General features: G+C 63.7%; 19 protein-coding genes. 8 read left to right on the forward strand and 11 right to left on the reverse strand.

The genetic code is table 11. The annotated features are described in order from the left end of the window. Nucleotides 1-70 precede the first annotated feature (70 nt). Nucleotides 71-1252 (reverse strand): ABC transporter substrate-binding protein, encoded by a 1182-nt coding sequence (locus IVB23_RS33130; RefSeq protein ID WP_247801348.1) that lies wholly within the window; start codon nucleotides 1250-1252, stop codon nucleotides 71-73. 60 nt (nucleotides 1253-1312) lie between these two features. On the opposite strand from IVB23_RS33130, the gene IVB23_RS33135 reads away from it, so the two are divergent. Then, complete coding sequence (locus IVB23_RS33135) at nucleotides 1313-1885, forward strand: DUF3280 domain-containing protein (RefSeq protein ID WP_131870933.1); 573 nt, start codon at nucleotides 1313-1315, stop codon at nucleotides 1883-1885. Nucleotides 1886-1931: 46 nt separating this feature from the next. On the opposite strand, the gene fghA is transcribed toward IVB23_RS33135, so the two are convergent. Together fghA and IVB23_RS33145 are read right to left on the reverse strand one after the other, a co-directional pair. Next, on the reverse strand, nucleotides 1932-2777 hold the full coding sequence (gene fghA / locus IVB23_RS33140; RefSeq protein WP_247801349.1) for an S-formylglutathione hydrolase: 846 nt from the start codon (nucleotides 2775-2777) through the stop codon (nucleotides 1932-1934). 69 nt (nucleotides 2778-2846) lie between these two features. Further along, nucleotides 2847-3467 carry a response regulator transcription factor gene (locus IVB23_RS33145; RefSeq protein ID WP_028180673.1) on the reverse strand — a complete coding sequence of 207 codons (621 nt, stop codon included), beginning with the start codon at nucleotides 3465-3467 and terminating at the stop codon, nucleotides 2847-2849. Nucleotides 3468-3674: 207 nt separating this feature from the next. Between IVB23_RS33145 and IVB23_RS33150 the strand changes: the two genes are divergently transcribed. Then, nucleotides 3675-5033 (forward strand): histidine kinase, encoded by a 1359-nt coding sequence (locus tag IVB23_RS33150; protein ID WP_197968731.1) that lies wholly within the window; start codon nucleotides 3675-3677, stop codon nucleotides 5031-5033. A 192-nt stretch (nucleotides 5034-5225) separates the two neighbouring features. On the opposite strand, the gene IVB23_RS33155 is transcribed toward IVB23_RS33150, so the two are convergent. Beyond that, entirely contained in the window at nucleotides 5226-6125 is a 900-nt protein-coding gene (locus IVB23_RS33155; RefSeq protein WP_247801350.1) for a transposase, read from the reverse strand. A gap of 259 nt (nucleotides 6126-6384) precedes the next feature. On the opposite strand from IVB23_RS33155, the gene IVB23_RS33160 reads away from it, so the two are divergent. Further along, complete coding sequence (locus IVB23_RS33160; protein ID WP_156505554.1) at nucleotides 6385-6783, forward strand: calcium-binding protein; 399 nt, start codon at nucleotides 6385-6387, stop codon at nucleotides 6781-6783. Nucleotides 6784-6799: 16 nt separating this feature from the next. Here IVB23_RS33160 and IVB23_RS33165 read toward each other — a convergent pair whose 3' ends face one another. Then, complete coding sequence (locus IVB23_RS33165; RefSeq protein ID WP_063816744.1) at nucleotides 6800-7438, reverse strand: response regulator transcription factor; 639 nt, start codon at nucleotides 7436-7438, stop codon at nucleotides 6800-6802. 100 nt (nucleotides 7439-7538) lie between these two features. Then, nucleotides 7539-9707, reverse strand: a complete 2169-nt coding sequence (locus IVB23_RS33170) for a PQQ-dependent dehydrogenase, methanol/ethanol family (RefSeq protein ID WP_197969446.1) — start codon at nucleotides 9705-9707, stop codon at nucleotides 7539-7541. A gap of 353 nt (nucleotides 9708-10060) precedes the next feature. On the opposite strand from IVB23_RS33170, the gene IVB23_RS33175 reads away from it, so the two are divergent. Then, nucleotides 10061-12496, forward strand: coding sequence for a TonB-dependent receptor (locus tag IVB23_RS33175; protein ID WP_247801351.1), 2436 nt, complete (start codon nucleotides 10061-10063; stop codon nucleotides 12494-12496). A gap of 113 nt (nucleotides 12497-12609) precedes the next feature. Here the strand turns inward: IVB23_RS33175 and IVB23_RS33180 are convergent, their stop codons facing one another. From IVB23_RS33180 to IVB23_RS33200, 5 genes are all read right to left on the reverse strand, one after another. Continuing rightward, complete coding sequence (locus IVB23_RS33180; protein WP_247801352.1) at nucleotides 12610-13407, reverse strand: SDR family oxidoreductase; 798 nt, start codon at nucleotides 13405-13407, stop codon at nucleotides 12610-12612. A 95-nt stretch (nucleotides 13408-13502) separates the two neighbouring features. After that, a complete protein-coding gene (locus tag IVB23_RS33185) occupies nucleotides 13503-14420 on the reverse strand; it encodes an MBL fold metallo-hydrolase (protein ID WP_197969444.1) in 918 nt (305 codons plus the stop codon). A gap of 91 nt (nucleotides 14421-14511) precedes the next feature. Next, nucleotides 14512-15717 carry an NAD(P)/FAD-dependent oxidoreductase gene (locus IVB23_RS33190; RefSeq protein WP_247801353.1) on the reverse strand — a complete coding sequence of 402 codons (1206 nt, stop codon included), beginning with the start codon at nucleotides 15715-15717 and terminating at the stop codon, nucleotides 14512-14514. A gap of 121 nt (nucleotides 15718-15838) precedes the next feature. Then, nucleotides 15839-16108, reverse strand: coding sequence for a hypothetical protein (locus tag IVB23_RS33195; RefSeq protein ID WP_197969448.1), 270 nt, complete (start codon nucleotides 16106-16108; stop codon nucleotides 15839-15841). A gap of 97 nt (nucleotides 16109-16205) precedes the next feature. Continuing rightward, nucleotides 16206-17165, reverse strand: coding sequence for an AraC family transcriptional regulator (locus IVB23_RS33200; RefSeq protein ID WP_247801354.1), 960 nt, complete (start codon nucleotides 17163-17165; stop codon nucleotides 16206-16208). 297 nt (nucleotides 17166-17462) lie between these two features. On the opposite strand from IVB23_RS33200, the gene IVB23_RS33205 reads away from it, so the two are divergent. The 4 genes from IVB23_RS33205 to IVB23_RS33220 all read left to right on the forward strand — a co-directional run bounded on the left by IVB23_RS33205 (nucleotide 17463) and on the right by IVB23_RS33220 (nucleotide 21575). Next, entirely contained in the window at nucleotides 17463-17630 is a 168-nt protein-coding gene (locus IVB23_RS33205) for a hypothetical protein (RefSeq protein WP_197488839.1), read from the forward strand. A gap of 62 nt (nucleotides 17631-17692) precedes the next feature. Then, complete coding sequence (locus IVB23_RS33210; RefSeq protein WP_061883449.1) at nucleotides 17693-18100, forward strand: hypothetical protein; 408 nt, start codon at nucleotides 17693-17695, stop codon at nucleotides 18098-18100. A 268-nt stretch (nucleotides 18101-18368) separates the two neighbouring features. Then, complete coding sequence (locus tag IVB23_RS33215) at nucleotides 18369-19940, forward strand: hypothetical protein (protein WP_247801355.1); 1572 nt, start codon at nucleotides 18369-18371, stop codon at nucleotides 19938-19940. A gap of 171 nt (nucleotides 19941-20111) precedes the next feature. After that, entirely contained in the window at nucleotides 20112-21575 is a 1464-nt protein-coding gene (locus IVB23_RS33220; RefSeq protein ID WP_247801356.1) for a GH1 family beta-glucosidase, read from the forward strand. Nucleotides 21576-21755 lie beyond the last annotated feature (180 nt).

Raw genomic sequence — 21755 nt, forward strand, 5'->3', positions numbered from 1 at the left:
CCCCAACCCTCGCCCGCACGCGGGGGAGGGGGCGCACCATCTCTGCGGAGGCTCCGTCGCGTCACTTCGCTCACTTCAGCTTGCATTTGCTCTCCGGACGATCGTAGCCGAGCGTGTCGAGCTCGGAGACCTGGTGCAGGAATCCCTCCTGCGGCGACACCGACACCACCATGCGGCCGTCGACCAGCAGGATCGGCTGGCGCAGCTGCAGGTTCCAGTCGCGCAAGGTGAGCCGCGTGCCCTTGAACGCGGCGACCGAGAAATCCGGAGCCTTGATGAAATCGGTCACCTTCCTGACGTCGCCGGAATTGGTGCGCGAGGTGGCTTCGCCGATCATGCGCACCGCGGTCCAGGCCTGCATGTCGAGCGCGGTCATGCGCCGCGAATTCAGCTTGAAGAAGCGGTTCTGCATCTGGATCGCGCCCCACTGGTCCTGCGCGGCGTCCCAGCTGCGCGGCACCAGTCCGGCCGAGCCCGCGACGGGCCGCGCTTCCCAGGTGCGATAGGGCAAATAGGCGCCGAACACCTCGCTCTCGTCGGCGGCGACCAGCACGTCATAGGCCGGCGCCTGCTGAGTGAAGACAGGCATCTGGCGCTGTACCAGTGTCACGCCGCTATCGGTACGGCGTGCGCCGCCTTTGTCTTCGAAGGTGCGCTCCTGCACGATCTTGGCGCCGAACCGCGTGGCGGTGCGCCGGAGCGCGTCGGCGAACAGCTTGTCCGCGTCATGGGAGCCGACCACGAGCAGCCAACGCTTCCACTGCTTCCACACCAGGTATTGCCCGAGCGCGTCGGCGAGCATTGCCCGGGTCGGGGCGGTATGGATGACGTTGGCGCGGCAATCGGCCTCGCGCAGCCGTTCGTCGATGGCGCCGACGTTGAACAGCAGCGTGCCGCGGTCGCGTAAGGCGTCCGAGGCCTTTAGCAGCGCATCGGCCGGCAGGTCGGCGACGATGAAGCCGTTCTTCTCGGCGAGCGCGGACGCCGCCTGCACAACGTCCTCGCCTTCCTTGATGCGGCGCTCCTCCAGCGTAAAGCGCTGGTTGAGGAATTTCCCGGTGGTGTTGTTGTCTTCGATGGCGAGGCGGGCGCCGGCAACGCCGTCATTCTCGGCCGGCTGCTCTACCAGCGACAGCGTCGATCTGGTGCCCGCGATGCCGAGATAGCCGACGCCGATCGTGACGGGGTCGGCCGCGAGCGCGCTCGTCGCGGCAAGACTCCAGCCGATCAGGCCGACCAACCATCGGATCATGTTTCCTCCAGGTGTTCTCCCCGGCTTGACCGCCGGTGGAGAATTGTTTCTGCTTCAAGCATGACCGATTTGGCCCGCCTTGCAACCCCGCATTTCGTCCTCGCGCGCGCGAGACCGGGAATCACGATTATGCGAGCACTGATCTGTTTCTCGGCTTTGCTGTTGACGGGCTCGGTCGCGCTCGCAGATCCGCCGAAACTCGCGGTGTTCGATTTCGAGCTGATCGACACCAGCCTGCCCGGCGAGTTCTACGGCTCGAAGCCCGAGCAGGCGCGGCTCGAGCGCATCAGCGAGCAGCTGCGCAAGGAACTGGCAGATTCAGGCAAGTTCCAGATGCTCGACATCGCACCAGTTCGGGACGCCGCCCGTCACGCGAATCTGCAGGCCTGCGGCGGCTGCGACCTCAAGCTCGCCGGCCAGCTCGGCGCCGACCTGGAGATCACTGGCCTGGTGCAGAAGGTCTCGAACCTGATCATCAATCTCAACATCTATTTGCGCGACGTGAAGACCGGCAACATGATCACCGTCGCCAGCGCCGACATGCGCGGCAACACCGACGAATCCTGGTCGCGCACGATGAGCTATCTGGTCCGCAACCGCCTGCTGGCGCCGAATTACGGCAAGCCGGAGTAGGGGTTTCTTCGCCTCTCCCCGCAAGCGGGGCGAGGGAGAAGGGAGATCACGCCGTCAATCTCGCCGCATGCCAGTGCAGATGATCGCTCATGAACGTCGAGATGAAGCAATAGCTGTGGTCGTAGCCCACCTGCCGGCGCAGCGTCAGCGGGATATTGGTCCTGGTGCAGGCCTCCTGGAGCAGCTCCGGCTTGAGCTGCTCCTTCAAGAAATTGTCGGCATCGCCATAGTCGACCAGGAAGCCCGAGAATTTCGCACCGTCCTCGATCAGCGCCACCGTATCGTGGTTGCGCCAGGTATCCTTGTTCGGCCCGAGATAGCCGGTCAGGGCCTTGATGCCCCAGGGCACCTGCGAAGGGGCCACGATCGGCGCGAAAGCGCTTGCCGCGCGAAACCGGTGCGGGTTGCGCAGCGCAGCCGTCAGCGCACCATGGCCGCCCATCGAGTGACCCATCACCGATTGCCGCTGGACGTCGACCGGAAAGTTTTCCGCGATCAGCTTGGGCAACTCGTCGGTGACATAGCTCCACATCCGATAGTTGCGCGCGAACGGCTCTTGCGTCGCATCGACATAGAAGCCGGCCCCCAGGCCGAAATCATAGGCGTTGTTGGCATCACCCGGCACGTCCGGCCCGCGCGGTGAGGTGTCCGGCGCGACGAAGATCAGGCCGAGCTCGGCGCAGGCTTTGCGGAATTCGCCCTTCTCCGTGACATTGGCATGTGTGCAGGTGAGCCCGGAGAGGTACCAGACCACGGGCAGCTTGGCGTCGCTCGCGTGCGGCGGAACGTAGACCGAGAACACCATGTCGGTTCCGGTCGCCTGGCTTGCATGGCGGTAGACGCCTTGCACACCGCCATAGGATTTATTGGTCGAGACGGTCTGGATCGTCATGCCTGAAACTCCGTGGCATCTCACCACCTCAACATTGCAACGCTTGTGTGACCGAAATTTGTGGCGCCGTCAGGCGACGCCGCTGTCGATCGCCAGCCGCACCAGCTCGACGGAGGTTTTCACCCCGAGCTTCTGGCGCATGATCGACGAAGTATTGGCAACCGTCTTGTAGGACGATTGCACCAGCCAGGCAATCTCGGACAGGCTCTTGCCGGCGCTGAGCAGCCGCAGGATCTCCATCTCGCGCGCATTCAGCTTCGACAGCGGGCTTTGCGCCAGAGTCGGCCCGGCAAAGGCGATGCTGCGCGCGATCGCGGTCGGAAGGTACGTGCCGCCGCCGCCGACGGCGCGGATCGCCTCGACCAGATCGTCGGGATCGCCGGTCTTGGAGACATAGCCCTTGGCGCCGCACTCGATCGCCCGCGCGGCGAACGCGGGATCGTCGTTCATGCTGAACATGATGATGCGGGCCTCGGGCGCGCGCTCGAGGATGCGGCGCGCGAGCTCGAATCCGGAGACGGTCGGCAGGTTGATGTCGATGATGCAGAGCTCGGGGCGTTCGACGATGAAGACACACTCGCCGTCTTCGGCGTCGGCGGCCTCCAAAATCTCGATCTCGCCCTCGTCGGCCAGCACGGCACGGCAGCCGGAGGCGACAATGGGGTGATCGTCGACGATCAGAATGCGCATAGGCGTTCCCCGCGACAGCGCGTGTCCCGTGTTGGAATTTGCCTGTTTTGCGCTGCACGCTGCCGGCATGAGGAGCTGCGTGTCTCATGTGGCCTCATGCAACCCGGCTGGGATTGCTGTACGCTTCCGATTAGATATCCGGCGCTTCGCCTCTGTCAACGTCATCGGACAGGCGCGGGCATCCTTCGCGAGGCACAGGCGATACCAATGTGGCAAAATTTATCCTTGCGCGGGCGCATCAACCTCTTGCTGGCGCTGCTGCTGGCGCTCGGGCTCGCCGTCAATATCGGCCGGCAGGTCGCGGAGGCCGGGCCGCGCGTGCAGGCCGAGGACCAGAGCGTGATCCGCCTTGCCCGAGAGTTCATCGAGATGATCGTGGCGGATCTCAACGAGGCCCCCGATCCGGATGCCAGGCTCAACCAGATCGCGCGCGATCTCAGCCGCCTGCGCCACGTCAGCATCACGCTTCGGGACGCCGGCGGCCATCCGCTGACGCCCCCCCGGGCCGATGCCGACGCGGACACGCGCGCGCCGCCGGCCTGGTTCGTCGCCCTGGTTCATCCCGAGCAGACCGCGGTCAGCGTGCCGGTCTCGATTCAGGGCAAGCCCGGCTCGCTATTGATCACCTCGCATCCCGACGACGAGATCGCCGAGATCTGGGACGGGATCGTGACCCAGCTCGAGGTCGGCTCGGTGATCGCGCTCGCGCTGTTCTTCCTGATGATGAACGTGGTCGGCCGGGCACTGGCACCGCTCCAGTCTCTGGCGGAGGCAATGGGGAAGCTCGAGGGTGGACATTACGATGCCCGTGTCGCGCCGGGCGGCGCGCCGGAGCTCGCCGCGATCTGCACCAAGCTCAACCACCTTGCCGCGACGCTTGGTGAGGCGGTCGAGGACAAGCGGCGTCTTGCCGAGCGCGCGGTGTCGCTTCAGGATATGGAGCGCAAGGAGATCGCCCGCGAGCTCCATGACGAGTTCGGGCCTTACCTGTTCTCGCTGCGCGCGCATGCGAGCGCGCTGGCGAAGCTGGCGGATGGACGCGACCCGAGTGCGGATGCCGTGCGAAAACATGGCAGCGCCATGCTGGAGCAGATCAATGCACTCCAGCAATTCAACCGCCGCGTGCTGGAGCGCCTTCGGCCCGTGGGCCTTGCCGAGCTCGGCTTGCGCAAGGCGCTCGAATCCCTGTCGCGGCTATGGCGGCAGTCGCATCCCGACGTCGCGATCGAGACCGTGATCTCGCCGGCGCTGGGCACAACCGGCGAGACGGCCGATCTCACCATCTATCGTATCGTGCAGGAGGCGCTCACCAACGTATTCCGCCACGCCGGTGCGACCACGGTCAATGTCGTCATCGAGCCGGTGGAGCAGATGACTCACGACGGCCGCGGCTGCGCCCGGGTGCGGGTCAGCGACAACGGCCGCGGCATGGAGCCGGGGCAGAAGCTGGGCTTCGGCCTCGTCGGCATGCGCGAGCGAATCCTGGCGCTGGGCGGTACGCTCAATGTCGTCTCCGGCGATGCCGGCCTGACCGTGGAGGCCTTGGTTCCAACTGCCTCGTCCTGATCTGAATGTGACGTCTACGACCTCGGGGAGCAACTGTGCTGAAGTAGACCGCCGATCGGCCGGCCTCAAGGCTGGCGCTGGACGCGCCACCGCCTTTGGCGGCTGACGGCCTTGACCCCGTCCGCTCGCCGGTCTGTCGGCTTGGCATGCGCTCGGTCGAGGACCGAGCGCGGTAGGGCGCGCTCGATCAGCTCACCGCAACGCGTAGCGGCTCGGATCCCATTTCTCGCCGCGGGCGATCATCGTATTGAGGATGACGATCAGCTTGCGCATGCAGGCAATGAGCGCAACTTTCGGCTCCTTGCCCTTGGCAATCAGCCGTTGATAGAACGCCCTGAGCAACGGGTTGTTCTGGGTGGCTGCGCCGAGACAGGGCATGTAGAGGGCGTTGCGTACCCAGCGGCGGCCGCCCTTGATATGGCGCTCGCCACGTCGCTTGCCACTGTCGTCATCATAAGGCGCAGCGCCCAACAACGCGGCGGCGATCTCCTCGCGGACCGTCCCGAGTTCCGGGAGCCCCGCAATGAGGACCGCAGAGGCCGTTTCGGCGAGGCCCGGCACGCTCTCGATGATCTCGGCGCGCGCGGCAAATGCCGGTGTGGCCTTGACCGTGACAACGATTGCATCCTCGAGCTTGGCAATCTCAGCATCCAGGCCCTTCAAGACGCGGGCGTGGGCTTTCTGCACCGCTCCCGGCACGGCGTGCTCGTTCTGGCTCTGCAAGCGGGTCTTCAGATCGATCACGGCTTTGCGTGCTTTGACCAGTGCCGCCAGCTCCTCGCGCGCCGCATCGTGGGTTTGGCTCGGCGCATCTTCAAACGTCTCAGCGAACCAGGCGATCGTGTCCGCGTCGATCGTATCGTTCTTGGCGAGCCGCCCCGCCGATCGGGCGAAGTTACGCACTCGCCGTGGATCGACGATCCGCATCGCGAAGCAGGCTTCGCGCAGCGCCTTGGCCCAGTCCGCTCGTAGCCGCCGGACGCCTCCATCACCGCCCTGTCGACCTTGTGCTTGCGCAGCCAGGCGACCAGCTTGCGCCGCCCCTTCGCACCGCTCGGGAACGCTTGCCGTTGCGACAGCGAGCGAATGCATGCATCCACCTTGTCCTTGGCCACATCAATCCCGACGACAACGCGACTGTTTTGTGCCATCATCCACTCCCTTCCTTGCTCGGTTCGGGCTCGAAGCCCATGCAACTGTTCGGGTTGAGGAAGACACGCCGAATCCGTCCCACGCTCCCCGACAGGCTCTAGGCCTTTGAGCACGAACGGGCTCGGATCCAGCGACGGGCGGTTGGTCAGAACCGCCCGTTGTCACATCCTGGCAGATTTTGCGGACACAAGAGCTCGAAATGCAGAAATTTGGCCGGTGGATGGTCTCGATTCTGGCTGCCGTGATGGTGTCGGGATCTGCGCTGGCGGCTTCTCGCGGTGATCCGGTCAAGAAGTTCGATACCGACAACGACGGGACGCTGGACCATATCGAGGTCAGGAAGGCGGCGACGGCGCTTTTCGCCAGGCTCGACCCGGATCACGACGGCACGCTGGACGTGCGGGAGTTGCGGGGTAGATTATCCGCCAAAGAGATAGCGGCAGCAGATCCCGACCACGATGGAACGCTCTCGGTGAATGAATATCTCGCCGTCGTCTCGCAGCGCTTCGACACAGCCGATCCGGATCACGACGGGACGCTGGATGGGAGAGAATTGAAGACGTCTGCCGGGCGCGCGCTGCTTCAGCTCCTGCAATAGATCAGGCGGTCGCGCGTCAGTTCGAGCTGTCTTCTCCGCCGGCAAGATCGCGCGCCCGGCGGAGCAGGTCGCTCGTGCGACGGATGCCGAGCTTGGTCCTCGCCTGCTTGATCAGCCGGGCGACGGCCCGGGGCGAGATGACCAGCTCTTCGGCGATCGCAGAATATGAATTTCCCTGGCCAAGCAGGCTGAGCGCCTCTCGTTCTCTGCGCGTCAGTATGGCGACGTTGCTGGAGTCGACGTGATCGGGCAGGGGCACGCCGCGCAAATTGATCCGCTCGTCGACATAGCGATGGCCGAGCCTGACCTGACGCACAGCCTTTGGCAGTTCGTCCGGCGGAGAGTCCTTCAGCAAATATCCGATGGCTCCCGCCTTGATCGCGGACGCGACGATATTCGCGTCCGCATGCATGCTGAAAACCAGGATGCGCGCGAGCGGCGCATCCGAGGAGATGCGGTGCAGCAAGTCGACACCGCCGAGTACTTCTCCCGGAAAGGTCAAATCGAGGATGACGACCCCGGGCCGGTGCTCCAGAAATGCTTCATAGCCGCTCGGCACATCGCGCGCAGCGACCACGTCCTCGACGTCCCCCAGCACGATACGACAGGCTTCGGCAATGATGGGATGGTCGTCGACGACGAGTATGGGGCTCAAGGGATATCTCTGAAAGGCATGATGCTTCGAGGGATTGAGGCCTGCCGCGAGCGTCGGGTGAGCCGGCTGCGGCAATGCCTGCCGCAGCCGTATCGCCGCGTCACTTCTTCGGCCGTATAGCGTCGGCCGTGCCCTGGATGAAAGCCTGAATCTTCACGACGTCGGCTTCCGTCAACTTGCCCGTGAAGTCCGGCATGCCCTTGTCGCGAAACGGCCCTTTGAACACGATGTTCTTGAGGTTGGCGATCTCCTCCGCCGGCACGTAGCCGAGGTTGCGGACGTTGCCGCCCTTGTCGACGCCGGGCACGCCATGGCAGGTGGCGCAGGCGGCGACATAGAGCGCCGTTCCTTCGGGCACGTCCTTCGGATCGTACTTCACGCCCTGGAGAAGGCCTTCGGTCTGATACTTCACGAATTCCGGCAGCGGTGCCTTGCTGTTGAGCGCGAACGTGTAGACCGTTCCGGGACTCTGCCGCTCGGTCGCCCGCTGCGCCATGCCATAGACTCCGCCCCAGCCGACGGCAATCGAGACATACTGCACGCCGTCGAGCATGTAGGTCGAAGCCGCGGCGACGACGCCGGTGCCGGTCGGTGTTTCCCACAGCGTCTTGCCCGTGGTGGCGTCATAGGCGACGAAGCGTCCATCCGCGGTGCCCTGGAACACCAGGTTTCCGGCCGTGGTCAGCGTGCCGCCGTTCCATGGCGAGGGGTATTCGACGCGCCAGGCTTCCTTCTGCCTGACCGGATCCCATGCGACGAGGCGTCCGAACGGAAGACTCTTGGGCGGCTCTCCGTTGAGCACGAAGCCGACATTCCAGCCGGTGGCGCCGCCGAATTTACCCGGCGTTGCGGCATTCTGCTTGAACTTCTTTTCCGGAATGAGGTTCAGTGGCACGTTCTGGGCCGGCAGATAGACCAGCCCGGTTTGCGGGTTGAACGACATCGGGTGCCAGTTGTGGGCGCCGTAGGGTCCCGGGATCGAGTCATAGGCCGCGTCGCCGCGTGCGGCCGGCACCTCGACCGGGCGGCCGTTGGCGTCGTAGCCGGTGGCCCAGTTCACATCGACGAAGTTCTTCGCCGAGATGAACTTGCCGTTGGTGCGGTCGATCACGAAGAAGAAGCCGTTCTTGGGCGCGTGCAGGATGACCTTGCGCGGCGCGCCGTCGATGCTGATGTCGGCGAGGATCATCGGCTGGGTCGAGGTGTAGTCCCAGTGATCGCCGGGCGTCTCCTGATAGTGCCAGGCGTATTTGCCGGTGTCGGCGTTCAGCGCCACGATCGAGGCGAGATAGAGATTGTCGCCGCCGGCGGGGCTGCGCACGTTCCGGTTCCAGGGCGAGCCGTTGCCGGTGCCGACGTAGACGAGGTTGAGCTCGGGGTCGAAGGTGATGGTGTCCCATGGCGTGCCGCCGCCGCCGTTGAGCCAATATTGGCCGGCGGGATCCCAGGTCTTGGCCGCCTTCTCCATCGACTCGTCCTCGAACGGCTTCGACGGATCGCCGGGGACGGTGAACCAGCGCCAGAGCTGGTTTCCGCTTTCGGCATCGTAGGCGGTGACGTAGCCGCGCGCGCCATATTCGGCGCCGCCTTGTCCGATTACGACCTTGCCGTTGAAGACGCGCGGCGCGCCGGTGATGGTGTAGGAATGCTCGTGGTCGATCAGCGTGTCCTTTTCCCAGACCTTCTTGCCGGTTGCCGCGTCGAGCGCGATCAGGCGGCCATCATAGGCGGCCACGAACACCTTGCCCTTGTAGAGGGCAACGCCGCGGTTGACGACGTCGCAGCAGCCCCTGTAGCCGAGCTCGCGGTTGACTTCCGGATCGAAGGTCCAGATGCGCTTGCCGGTTCGCGCTTCGATGGCATGCACGACGCTCCACGGGGCGGTCTGGTACATGATGCCGTCGACGATGACCGGCGTCGCTTCGACGCCGCGCGAGGATTCGAGGTTGTAGGTCCAGACCAGGCCGAGGCCTTTGACGTTGTCGCTCGTGATCTGGTTGAGCTTCGAAAAGCGGGTCTCGGCATAGTCGAGACCGATCGTCGGCCAGTTGTTGGACGTTGCGGTGTTGGCCTTGATGTAGGCGCCGTCGACCTGCGAGGTGATGGCCTTGATGCTCTCCGGCGTCGGGGTCTTCGCGGAATCCTGCGCCGACGCGGCGGTGATGGATGCGGCGAGGCCCAAGCCTGCGAGAAGACCGACGACAAGATTGCTGCGGACTGGCCGAGCCGATGAATATCGAGCGGAAAAGCGGTCCCCCAACGTCATCATTTTCCTCCTGTATTCTTGCTTGCCGTAAAGGCACCCCGCCCGCGAGGGCGGGGTGAGTCTACGGATGAATGACTCGCGATCGGATCGCGATGTCGAGCCAAGGATTGCACGAAGGTCTTTCGCGAGGTTCGGCAAAAAGTCTCGCGGCGGCCGGGAATAGTTCCCGGTCGCGCCCGATGAGGCGCGCGCACGACGTTGGACGGGTCGGGAATAATTCCCGATTTGGTCGGGAATTCGTGCGCCGGACCGGGCGGACCTTTTACGGCTGGTGCTCTTCGGCTGTTGGCCTGTATCGTTCGCCTAACCGGCGGGGAACCGAGAGAGCCAGACGATACGGGTGGAGGCGGGCAGGAATGGGCGTTCGTGGTCTGGTCATCATTTCAGTTTCCACGGGAATGGTTGTTGCGACCAGCGCGATGGCCGCGCAGGACGAGGAGACCAACATCCAGAACCTGCCGCCGGTCGAGGTTGCGGCGCCGCCCCCTGCGGCGGCGAGGCGCGTCGCACCGGCGCGACCGGTCGCACGCGTGGGGGCGCCGGGGTCAGCCGCCCCGAGGACACGGCTTTATGTCTATCCGACCTCGCCGGGCACCGGCCGGGGTCTCGACGTCGACAAGGTTCCATCGGCGATCAATGCCGTCGATGCCAGTCAGATCAAGCGCACCAATTCGCCGAATATCGCCGATGCCCTGCAGCAGTACGTGCCCGGCGTCAGCATCAACGAAGTGACCGGTAATCCTTTTCAGCCCGATATTCAGTTTCGCGGTTACGTTGCTTCACCTCTGGCCGGGACGCCGCAAGGGCTCGCCGTCTATCAGAATGGCGTGCGCATCAACGAGGCCTTCTCCGATATCGTCAATTGGGATCTGATTCCGACGGCTGCGATCCGGTCAGCGGTCGTGGTGACCAACAACCCGGCGTACGGCCTGAATGCCCTCGGCGGCGCCATCGATCTGCAGATGAAGAACGGTTTCAACTATCAGGGTGCCGAAATCGACATCATGGGCGGCTCGTTCGGTCGCATTCAGGGTTCTGCGCAATGGGGCAAGCAGGTCGATGGAAACTGGTCTGTCTATGGTGCACTCGAAGGCATTCACGACAACGGCTTCCGCAATTTCTCGTCATCGGACGTCCGGCGCTTCTACGGCGACGTCGGCTATCGCTTTGAAGGGAACGAATTTCACCTCAATGGTGGCGTCGCCAACAATTCGCTGGCTGGTCCCAGTACTGTTCCGGCCGAATTGCTCCAGCAATATTGGGGGGCCACCTACACGACGCCACAGACCATCTCCAACAAGGTCGCTTACCTCAACTTGACCGGCAAGGTGGAGGCGACGCCGACGTGGACCTTTGAGGGCACGGCACGCTTGCGGCGCTTCAAACAAAGTACGGTCGACGGTAACCCGACCGATACCCTGCCTTGCGACGATCCATCCCTGTTGTGCTTTGACGATGATGACGTCCCAGCATTCGGCCTGAATGGCGTGCAGCTCGCCAACACCTTTGGACCTGGTGCCATTCTCAGCCAGATCGATCGCACCAGCACAAGGTCAACCTCGTTTGGCGTGTCCGGACAGGCGACCAACACAGATCAGGTGTTCGGTCATGACAACCGTTTCGTCATTGGCGCAAGCTACGACCTCAGCAACACGCAATTCAACGGCAGCACGGAACTGGGAACAATAGGCACGAACTACGTCGTCACGGGCAGCGGGATATTCTTGGGCCAGTCAGGCGAGCCGACATCAATCGGCCCGGTATCGCTGCGCACCGTCAACCAGTATCAGGGACTTTATGCGCTGGACACGTTCAACGTGACGGATCGCTTTGCGGTTTCCGGAGGTGGGCGGTTCAATGCGGCCCATATCTCGCTGATGGACCAGCTCGGCACCGCGCTCAACGGCGAGCACGATTTTTATCGCTTCAATCCCATCATCGGGGGCACCTTCAAGATTACGCCCGAAATAACAGCCTATGCCGGGTACTCCGAAGCCAACAGAGTGCCGACACCGCTCGAGCTCGGCTGCGCGGATCCGGCGCGGCCGTGTATCATCGGACAATTCCTGGTCGCCGACCCTCCACTAAAGCAAGTGGTATCCAAGACGGTGGAAGCGGGCTTCCGTGGTACGAAGGAGCTGATGATCGGTTCGCTCGGATGGAAGATCGGCGCCTTCCGGGCCACCAACTACGATGACATCGTCGCGACCCCGATCCCGGGCTTGACCGGTTTCGGCTTCTTCCAGAACGTTGGTCGCACGCGCAGGCAGGGGCTCGAAGCCGAGGTGAGCCTGAAGTCGAACGTGCTGCAGTTCCAGGCGAGCTATGCATTCCTCGATGCGCGCTTCCTCGATGCGCTAACGCTGGGCTCGGATAGCCCGTTCGCAGACGCCGACGGCAATATCCAGGTCTTGCCGGGCAATCAGATTCCGCGCCTGCCGCGCCATCTCATCAAGGCCAGCGTCGAATACGCAGTTACCGATGTCTGGAAAGTCGGTGGCGACGCGCTCTTTGTCTCAAGCCAGTTTTTCGTCGGCGACGAATCCAACCAGTTTCCGCAGTTGCCGTCCTACGCGGTTTTCAATCTGCACACGTCCTATCGGGTCACGAAGAACGTTCAGCTCTATGGTCGCGTCAACAATATCTTCGACCACCGCTACTCGACACTCGGCACCTTCTTCGATCGCGACGCCCTGCCCAACTTCACCAATGGCGCGGAGTTCGTCGACCCGCGCTCGCTGAGCCCAGCGAGGCCAAGGGCATTTTACGCAGGAATGCGGGTGACGTTCTAGGCGCATGCGAAGTGCGGTGCGATTGGGATGATTCGTTGCCGTGCTTCGGGTTATTCTTCGAGCAGGGCCTTTTTCGGAAGGCCGCTGCACACCTTTCTGGATCATGCTCTAAACTAGGCCAGTCCCAGGCCACCATCGACTGCGAGAACTTGGCCCGTTATCCATTGCGAGTCGGGACCTGCAAGCTGTAGGACCCATCGCGCAATGTCGTCGGGAACGCCGCGCCGACCGAGCGGTATTCGCGCGCGCTCTTCGTCCTTGACGGCTTCGGCCGCGTCCGCGGACAGCCCCATCATTCCGGTCAAGGCGCCGGATTCGGTCGGGCCGGCCGCGATCGCATTCACCCTTATTCCAAGTGGCGCGAGCTCGAGCGCCCAGCAGCGTGTCAGGTGCTCCAGCGCCGCCTTGCTCGCGGCGTAGTGGGACAGTCCCGCGGCCGGCCGGTGACCAAACGTCGAGGAGATGTTGATGATGGTGCCCCGCGTTGACTGCAGGTGAGGAAGGGCGGCGCGGGCCAGCAGGCTCGGACCGACCACATTGACGGAAAATATGTCCGCGATCCGCTCGGCCGCAACATCCGACAACGGAAGGATGGCTCCCGCGCCGGCGTTGTTGACGAGCGTGTCCAGCCGGCCCCATCTGCTGATCGCCTCGGTGATGGTCCGCCCGGCGTCTTCCGCGGAAGCGGTGTCCGCAATCAGGCCGGCGATGTTCTGATGCTCCGCCATCGTTTTCTCAATAGCTGCGGCACGACGGCCGGTGATGAGCACCTTGTTGCCTTGGTTGGCGAAACGGAGAGCTGCGGCTCGACCGATGCCGGAACTGCCGCCGGTGATGATCACGACTTTGTTTTCTTGCATGTCGTTCGCGTGGTTGCGCCGTTCGAAATCGCCGGAGCGACCGTAGACCAACGTTTCGGCTTCGACGGCTCAGTGCATGTGGAGTCCCGGAGCGCAAACCCGTCGCGATGAGCGCGCGCCCCGGTTGGATTCGGTCCGGCAAGCGCTCAATAGTCCCAGGACACCGGCACCCAGCGGAAAGCGTCGCCGGCGACAGCGACATGGCCGACGGACGGGAACGGCATATGCGTGGCCACCAGCAGTTCGCGGTTCGCCGCAAGCTCCCGCAAAAGGTTCACTCTGACGCGGGCGGCTTCCTCGGGATCGTGTTCGAAGCCATTGTGCCAGTCTGGGTGTTCGAACCCGACGGTGAACACGAGGTCACCGGCGAACGTCAGTCGCTCGCCGCCGGAAGTCAGGCGGACCACGCTGTGTCCGGGGGTGTGACCGCCGGTGCGGCAGACCACCACTCCCGGCGCGACCTCGAATTCGGCTTCAAACGTCCGGAGCTGGTTGTGATATTCGTGCGCGAACCGCTTGGCCGTCTGTCGAAGTGCCTCGGGGAATCCCGGCGGCATGGAGACGCGGGAGAAATCGGGCGACTCCCAGAACTTGACTTCGGCGGCTGCCACATGGATCCGCAGGTCCGGACGCAGTCGGTCTTTCACGCCTTCGACGAGCAACCCGCCGACATGGTCCATGTGCATGTGGGTCAGCACCACGTCGGTCACGGATGCCAGATCGATGCCGGCGGCCTCCAGTCGCCTGACCAGCTGCCCGGCTCGCGGGAGGTGCAGGTCCGGGTCCAATCCGAGCCCGGCGTCGATCAGAATGGTCTGCGCTCCGCTGCGCACCACGACCACGTTCAACGCCCAGTCGAACGCGTCCGGCGGCAGGAACATGTCGTCCAGCCAGGCCGCGCGGACCGCGGGGTCGGCATTGTGCGCCAACATCTTGGAGGGTAGCGGCAGCACGCCGTCGCTCACCACCAGCACGTCGATGTCGCCGACCTTCAGCGCGTAGCGCGACGGGACAAGCTCTTCGGGCTTCGATGTCGCGGGGGAGGAGGTGTTGTGCAGGTTCATGTTGGTCTCCTGTTACGGTTCTTGTTCTGGCTGGTCTCTGTTTGAGCAGGCCGCTCCGCCAGGGGAGCGCCGCCTGCCATCGCGTCGCGCGTTAGAGGCTGGTCACGCGTTCCGGATCGGCAGACGCGAGCGCGGCGGCGCGTTCGGCCTTCGGCGGGTAGATCCAGACCGTGTTGATCTCCTGTTTCGTCTTCTTGGCGACATCACCGACCATCTCGACCTTGCGATCCCAGCCGCGGGTGAACAGTGCGCCGGCTTCGCCGAGATCGAGACAGGTGACGTAGGCCTTCTGGTGGTAGGGCCTGGTCGGAACGCCGAGCAGCTCGGCTGCGGCATTGTTGCCCGCAAAGGCGCCCATGCGCGTGGCGTGCTGGCAGGACATCAGCGCGTAATTGCCCTCGTCGTCGCACGCGGCGCGGGCCGCATCGCCGGTCGCGAAGACGCCCTCGACGCCTGGCACCCGCAGACAGCGATCGACCAGCAGCCGGCCGAAATTGTCGCGCTCGGCGGGGATTTGCGCCGTCAGAGGGGCGGCACGGATACCCGCCGCCCAGATCACGGTTTCGGTCTCGATGTGTTCGCCGCTGGACAGGGTGACACCGCACTCGTCCAGCGAGGCGACGCCGGCACCGAGGCGGGTCTCCACGCCGAGCTTGTGGAGGGCGCTCTCGATGACCGGCCGCGGGCCTGCACCCATGTCGGGTGCGATCGCGCTGTTGCGCTCGACGATGATGACGCGAGTCCTGGCATTCGGGCCGAGGATTGCGCGGAGCCGCGCCGGCATTTCGGTGGCCGCCTCGATGCCGGTGAAGCCGCCGCCGGCGACGACGACCGTGTCGCGTCCGTTCACGGCCGGTCGCTTGGCAAGGCCACGCAGGTGCCTGTCGAGCGCGATCGCATCGTCGAGCGAGTCGACGCTGAACCCGTGCTCGGCAAGACCCGGGATGTTCGGGCGGAACAGCCGGCTGCCGGTGGCGACCACGAGGCGATCGTAGGAGAGCGTCTTCTTGGTGCCTTTCGCCGTTGCGATCCTCACCATGCGGGATTGGGTTTCGACCGTCTCGACGCTGCCCCAAACATAGGTGACGTCGATCGCCTCGAGCACATCGAGGAGCGGTGCCGTCAAGGTCTCCGGATTCTTCTCGTAGAGCCGCGGGCGGACGACCAGCGTCGGCTCGGGTGCGACCAGCGCGATCTCGAGTTCGTCGGGCGAGACGCCCTGGATCTCGCGCAGGCGGGCGGCGGAAAGGGCGGCATACATGCCGGCGAAGCCGGCGCCGATGATGACTAGTCGCATTGACGGTCTCCTTTGGTTGATCTTCCTGGGCACAGGCGCGTTGCCGCTGCCGCTGCGGGTTTGCGGCAAGTCCTGTCGCGGTCAGCGACGACGCGAATGGTTGAAGCGAGCTTGCTGACGCCTATTGGAGTTGGCAGCCGGTCGGCCAGTCCTGACGAAAGACGATCGACCGCGCGGACTTGCGGCTCCAGTCCTGGTAGGGAAGGCGGAAGCTGTCCCCGCTGATCACCGAAATCACCGGGTGGGCGCGTTGTGCGGATTGCGGCGGGATGTCGTCACCTGTTGCTGAAGTGAAGCGAACAGTCAGCGTAAGTCCGTACACGACCGCGGTGGCGAGACCCTTGCGCGATGAAGTGATGGCCAACCGGTGGACAAGGTCTTTCCCGATCATCATTTGCCTCCGTCATGGGATTGGACATGATGATGTTCTAACCGATCACGCGTGCCGCTGCCCCAGAGCGATTGCTGTCGCCATCGAGCGATTGCTGCTAACGCATGCGCCTGCGCCATTCGCTCGGCGTTTCGCCGGTGAGCTTCCTGAAGGCCGCGGCGAACGCCGTCTGCGAGGAATAGCCAAGTGCCGCAGCGATCGAGACGACTGGGTCGTCGCTCTCCCGCAGCATGTTCATGGCCTGCTCGAGCCGGTGTTGGCGCAGCCAGGCATGCGGCGAGAGCCCGGTGCTCTCCTTGAAGGCGCGGCAGAAGTGAAAGCGCGAGAGGCCGGCATCGGACGCCAGCGCATCGAGGGAGACGTCCGCATCGCTGTCCGAGCGCAACCGTTCGATCGCGCGGAGCAGGACCTTCGGCGACAGCCCGCCCATGGTCGGTTGGAACGTGGCCGGTGAACCGGTGTGCGCAGCCAGGACGCGCGTGGCAAGAAGATCCGTCACCTGGTGCCGGAACAGCGTGTCGAGAACCCCATTGCCTTCGAGCGCATCCGCTGCGCTCAAGAGCAGTCGGGACGTAATGGGGTCAGGGTGCGCGGTCCGCTCCAGCAGGTCGTTCGCTCCTGTGATCCCGGCTTCGCCGGCAACGCGCTTCAGTGTCGCATTCGGAAGGTAGAGCTGAACGACATCGACGGGCTTCGGAATGTCCCATCGGGAGCTCGATCCTTCCGGGATGATGATCACGACTCCAGGACGAAACGTGCCGATCGAAACCGATTTTCCCGACCGGCGCTCCATGCGCTGCATCACGCCGTTATAGGCCATGATCACGTGGTGGCTCATGGGCTCGACGACGTCATGCAATGGATCGTGTTTCCAGTGCGCGATCCCGGCGCCGGAGGAGTCCAGCGCCATGCGGGTCGGTTCGGTCCTGAGCACCCGCGCCATCTCCGCCTCGGCGGCGCGCCGCTCGGCCGTGACGATGTCGACGGGGTGTGCGCTGGGGAGGGGCGGCTGGTCCTTGGACGAGGGATTGCGCATAGGTGCGGTGCTCCCGGTCATTGCGTGGCTCCTTCTGATCGCTTGCTGCCTCAGATCAGGTGCCCGTGCTTTTACGGGTCGCGCGGGTTCTATGCGGTGCACAGGCTCCGGGTCTTGCCTGAAGCGGTTCTGTTTTGCCCGATCCTGCTCCGGGCAATTGTGCGGGTTTCACGAACGCACGATGAGCGACTTGAGCTGCCGCCCGGCGCCGCAGGTTTGGCGTCGCCTTTAACCGATCAGAAACCATAGAAAATGATCTGAAAACTTTAATGAAACTGCTCGGTCTTCTGCGCGTCGGTTTGTCGGAGGGCCCGTCTGATGACAGAACGCCAGTTGAGAGAGCAGGAATTCCTGATCGCGCGTTACCGGCATTTGGAGCGCGAAGTCACCGACCCGCTTGCCGCGCATCTGCTTCACAGCATCATCGAGGAGCTTGAGGCCGAGCTGCGCAAGGAAAGACCGGATTGGCACGGGCACGGCCTTTAACGATTTCTTGGCATTAAATCGTGCCAATGGTCCGCGTGGGAATATCAGGAGAGACTACTCCCATGCTGAAGGACGGCACCTACGCGGCGTGGTACAGGACGCCCCTCGACCAGGGTACCGGGATCGTCCATGTCGCAGACGGCCAGATTTGGGGCCGTGACAGCTTGATGACGTATCACGGCTCCTGCTCGGTCGACGGCGACCGCTTCACCGCGACCGTATCGACGAAGCGTCACACCGATGGGCGTTCGACGGTCTTTGGCGTTGAGGATGAGCTCACGCTGGACATCGAGGGACGCTGCCCCGGCAGGATCGCGAGCTACACCGCGACGGCACAACAGGTGCCGGGAATGATCCTTCATGGCACGCTCATCCTGACGGAACAGCAGCCGCCCGCACGCGAACGAGCCGAGCAGGTGCCGGCTTTCAATCCCGACAAGCTGCGAAAATTGCCGAAGCGCTCGCGCTGATCGCGGGCACGGCGCCAGTCGCCTGATCGTCTTGAACTGACATCCTGCCGGCGAAGCCGCCGAGCGGCCGAGGACTTCTGCTCCGCGGCCGCTTCACGACGTGGTCGATCCTGACCCCCCAGTTGAACTTAGCAACAGTCCAATGCTCTTCCTCGGGTAGAAGGTGCTTGGTAACTCAACCAATTAACGCATTATTAGAAGGCTCTATCGAAAAAGGATCGAGAAGAAAATAACAACCCTGCCGGGCTGCAATACCCGGAGCATTTGCGTGAATGTACCTGCTCTCCTGGCCGCAGAAAATCTGATCGCTCGTGGCACTCGCTCCGATCGATCGGTCGCGACCGTCGTGTTCGCCCTGCTCGCCGTCGCCTCGCTTCTCCCCACGCTGCTTGCTCCCGTTCCGGCGATGGGGGACTACGTCAACCATCTCGCCCGAATGTATATTCTGAGCCAAATGGGCAGCGCCAATGCCAATCCATACTACCAGGCGGCCTGGGCTTTCTATCCTAACCTGGCGATGGACCTGGTGGTCCCGCAGATGGCGCGGCTGTTCGGCGCCGAGAATGCCGCCCGGCTGTTTCTTCTTTTCAGCCAGATATTCGTCGTCGTCGGCGCGCTCGCGCTCGAATGGGCTGTGAAGCGGCGTGTTCACCTCGCCGGTTTCGCGGCGCTCATGTTCCTCTACTGCCTTCCGTTCTCCTGGGGGTTCATCAATTTCGAATGCGCCCTCGGCATCGGTCTCTGCAGTATCGCCGCCTATCTGGTCGTTGCCGAGCAGTCAGCGCCTGTCCGTTTCGTTGTCAACGCAGCTTCCGTCATGGTGCTGTTTGCGGCGCATTTCTTTCCCTTGGGAGTCTATGGCGCGACGCTTGGGCTCTACGAGTTGTGGCGCGCCTTCGACCGGAAGTGTCCTGCGCGCGATGTCGCACTGCGGTTCGTCACGCTCGCGATGCCGGTCGTAGCCCTGTTGGTCATCATGCGGCTGACCGCCGGCTCTGTCGGAAGCGAGGGCACCTTTTGGTATTTTAACTACAAGCTGCTCTGGCCGTTCTTCATCATGAACGGCTACAGCATGGCTGTCTCGGGAGCGAGTGCGATCCTGCTCATGGCAGCGTTATATGTCGCCGCCAGGTGCAGCATGCTCAAGCTGAAGCCTGCCGGGATCTGGATCGCAACCGGCTTCGCGCTCCTCTATCTTGCTATGCCGCCGACGCTGTTTGGTACGGCGTTTGCGGATATCCGGGTTCTTCCTGCAGTCGCCTTGATCCTTCCGGCCTTCTGCTCGCTGTCATTGCCCAGTCGGCGATGGACGATAGCTGCGCTCGCCGTGGTCGGGGGCATAACGCTCGCCAATCTGGGCGTCGTGCTCGAGGTCTGGCTGTCCTACCGTTCAGAGTATTCAGCTGTCATCGAGTCTTTTCAGCATATCGATCGCGGTTCGAAGATACTGATTGGGACCACCGGAGAGAGCGAGGATCCACCATTCAAGGACCTCACCCAATATCCGATGTATTATGCGCCGACGCTCGCGGTGCATTACGCGAATGCTTTCGTGTCGAACATATTCACCGAGACCGGCAAGCAGCCGATTCAGGCGCGCGCCGAGGTCCGGCGTCTCGTCATCTCGAATGGGGGGCTTGTGCCGATACGCCGCCTGAGTGCAATTGCCACAGGAGAGACGGCGGCTCCCGATGACACCGGCGCCGTCCGCACCTGGTATCGAGACTTCGACTATCTTTATCTGGTGGGCCCCGCCATCGCGAACCCGCTGCCAGAGCTGCTGAAGGAGTTGGACAGGTCCGGGCGCTTCGTTCTCTATAAGATCCGCCGTACACCTTAAAGGAGAGCTGAGGGCGCTTCTCCCAGCTTTGCGATCGATCCAACCAGGCAAAGGGGAGGGCAATCTGCCAGGTCGGCAATTCTGCACCCTCATCCCGCGTTCGCCCGCTTCTCAAACCGCCCTGGACACGCCATTGTGCGCCCGCAACAGTTCGGAAGCGGAGAGGCATCAATGTCGAACAAGGTCTCGCGTCGCCGGTTCGCGAAAATCGCGGGGCTGTCTGCAGCCGGAATGACTGGCGCGCTCGACGCAGCCGAAGCCAAGCCGGCACGGCCGCCGCGCGGTGGAAGCAGCTTTCCGTCGGGCTTCGTCTGGGGCACGGCGACCTCGTCCTACCAGGTGGAAGGCGCGGTCGACGAGGACGGGCGAGGGCCGTCGATCTGGGACAAATTCGTGCGCATTCCCGGCAAGATCGAGGACGGCACCACGGGCGACCGCGCCAATGAGCACTATCACCGCTACAAGGAGGACATCGCGCTCATCAAGGAGCTCGGCTGCAGGGCCTATCGCTTCTCGGTGGCCTGGCCGCGGCTGTTTCCGGACGGCGACGGCAAGCCCAACCCGAAGGGGCTCGACTTCTACAATCGTCTCGTCGACGAGCTCCTGAAGAACGGCATCGAGCCGTGGCTGACGCTCTATCATTGGGACCTGCCCCAATCGCTCGAGGACCGCTTTGGCGGCTGGCGTTCGACGGAAACCTGCAAGATCTTTGGCGATTACGCGGCCTATGTCGCCGAGCGTCTGACCGACCGGGTCAGGAACGTGTTCACGCTGAACGAGAGCGGCCGCTTCGTCTATTTCGGTTATGGTATCGGCATCGACGCGCCGGGCCTGACGCTGCCGCAGGCCGATGTCAACCAGATCAGGCACAACAGCGCGCTGGCGCACGGACTCGCGGTGCAGGCGGTGCGCGCCCATGGCCGCCGCGGCACCCGGGTGGGGCCGGCCGAGAACGTCGATGCCTGCGCCCCCGCGATCGACACGCCGGAGAACGTTCGCGCAGCGGAGATCGCGCTGCGTGAGATGAATGCCGGCTATCTCAACGTCATCATGACGGGGCGCTATACCGACGCCTTCCTGAAATTCGCCGGGCCCAACGCGCCGAAATTCACCGATGCGGAGCTCAAGATCATCTCCTCGCCGGTCGACTTCCTCGGCCTCAACATCTACGCGCCACAGAATTACGTCGTGGCCTCCGACCAGGGCGCGGGCTTCATGCCGCTGCCGATCCCGAAATCGTTTCCGCACATGAATTCGGACTGGCTGCGCGTGGGGCCCGAGACGATCTACTGGGTGCCGAGGTTGGCGGCAAAGATCTGGAAGACGGATGCGATCTATATCAGCGAGAACGGTGCATCCGGCGACGATGCGGTGACGCCCGACGGCAAGATCTACGACACCGACCGCATCATGTATTTGCGCAACTATCTCGCCCAGCTCCAGCGCGCCACCAGCGAGGGCGTACCGGTGCGCGGCTATTTCCTCTGGAGCCTGATGGACAATTTCGAGTGGGTCTATGGCCTGAACAAGCGCTTCGGCCTCTACCACGTCAATTTCGACACCCAGGTTCGCACGCCCAAACTCAGCGCCAGCTTCTACCGCAACGTGATCGCGAAGAACGCAGCGGGGGTGTAGCGGCGGTCGAGGTCTCTTCGCCTCTCCCCGCCTGCGGGGAGAGGCCGGAGTTTGCGACAGCAAATTCCGGGTGAGGGGGACTCTCCGCGAGTCCGTCTGCCACCAAGTTCGCGGAAGCCCCCCTCACCCGGATTTTCCGCTGCGCGTAAAATCCGGCCTCTCCCCACACGCGGGGAGAGG

Source organism: Bradyrhizobium sp. 191 (assembly GCF_023100985.1).
Lineage (GTDB): Bacteria > Pseudomonadota > Alphaproteobacteria > Rhizobiales > Xanthobacteraceae > Bradyrhizobium > Bradyrhizobium diversitatis.

Coding starts and splice junctions, on each gene's coding strand:
- IVB23_RS33130 (WP_247801348.1), bottom strand. CDS start 1,252: ATGATCCGATGGTTGGTCGGCCTGATCGGCTGGAGTCTTGCCGCGACG.
- IVB23_RS33135 (WP_131870933.1), top strand. CDS start 1,313: ATGACCGATTTGGCCCGCCTTGCAACCCCGCATTTCGTCCTCGCGCGC.
- fghA (WP_247801349.1), bottom strand. CDS start 2,777: ATGACGATCCAGACCGTCTCGACCAATAAATCCTATGGCGGTGTGCAA.
- IVB23_RS33145 (WP_028180673.1), bottom strand. CDS start 3,467: ATGCGCATTCTGATCGTCGACGATCACCCCATTGTCGCCTCCGGCTGC.
- IVB23_RS33150 (WP_197968731.1), top strand. CDS start 3,675: ATGTGGCAAAATTTATCCTTGCGCGGGCGCATCAACCTCTTGCTGGCG.
- IVB23_RS33155 (WP_247801350.1), bottom strand. CDS start 6,125: ATGCATTCGCTCGCTGTCGCAACGGCAAGCGTTCCCGAGCGGTGCGAA.
- IVB23_RS33160 (WP_156505554.1), top strand. CDS start 6,385: ATGCAGAAATTTGGCCGGTGGATGGTCTCGATTCTGGCTGCCGTGATG.
- IVB23_RS33170 (WP_197969446.1), bottom strand. CDS start 9,707: ATGATGACGTTGGGGGACCGCTTTTCCGCTCGATATTCATCGGCTCGG.
- IVB23_RS33175 (WP_247801351.1), top strand. CDS start 10,061: ATGGGCGTTCGTGGTCTGGTCATCATTTCAGTTTCCACGGGAATGGTT.
- IVB23_RS33185 (WP_197969444.1), bottom strand. CDS start 14,420: ATGAACCTGCACAACACCTCCTCCCCCGCGACATCGAAGCCCGAAGAG.
- IVB23_RS33190 (WP_247801353.1), bottom strand. CDS start 15,717: ATGCGACTAGTCATCATCGGCGCCGGCTTCGCCGGCATGTATGCCGCC.
- IVB23_RS33195 (WP_197969448.1), bottom strand. CDS start 16,108: ATGATCGGGAAAGACCTTGTCCACCGGTTGGCCATCACTTCATCGCGC.
- IVB23_RS33200 (WP_247801354.1), bottom strand. CDS start 17,165: ATGACCGGGAGCACCGCACCTATGCGCAATCCCTCGTCCAAGGACCAG.
- IVB23_RS33205 (WP_197488839.1), top strand. CDS start 17,463: ATGACAGAACGCCAGTTGAGAGAGCAGGAATTCCTGATCGCGCGTTAC.
- IVB23_RS33210 (WP_061883449.1), top strand. CDS start 17,693: ATGCTGAAGGACGGCACCTACGCGGCGTGGTACAGGACGCCCCTCGAC.
- IVB23_RS33220 (WP_247801356.1), top strand. CDS start 20,112: ATGTCGAACAAGGTCTCGCGTCGCCGGTTCGCGAAAATCGCGGGGCTG.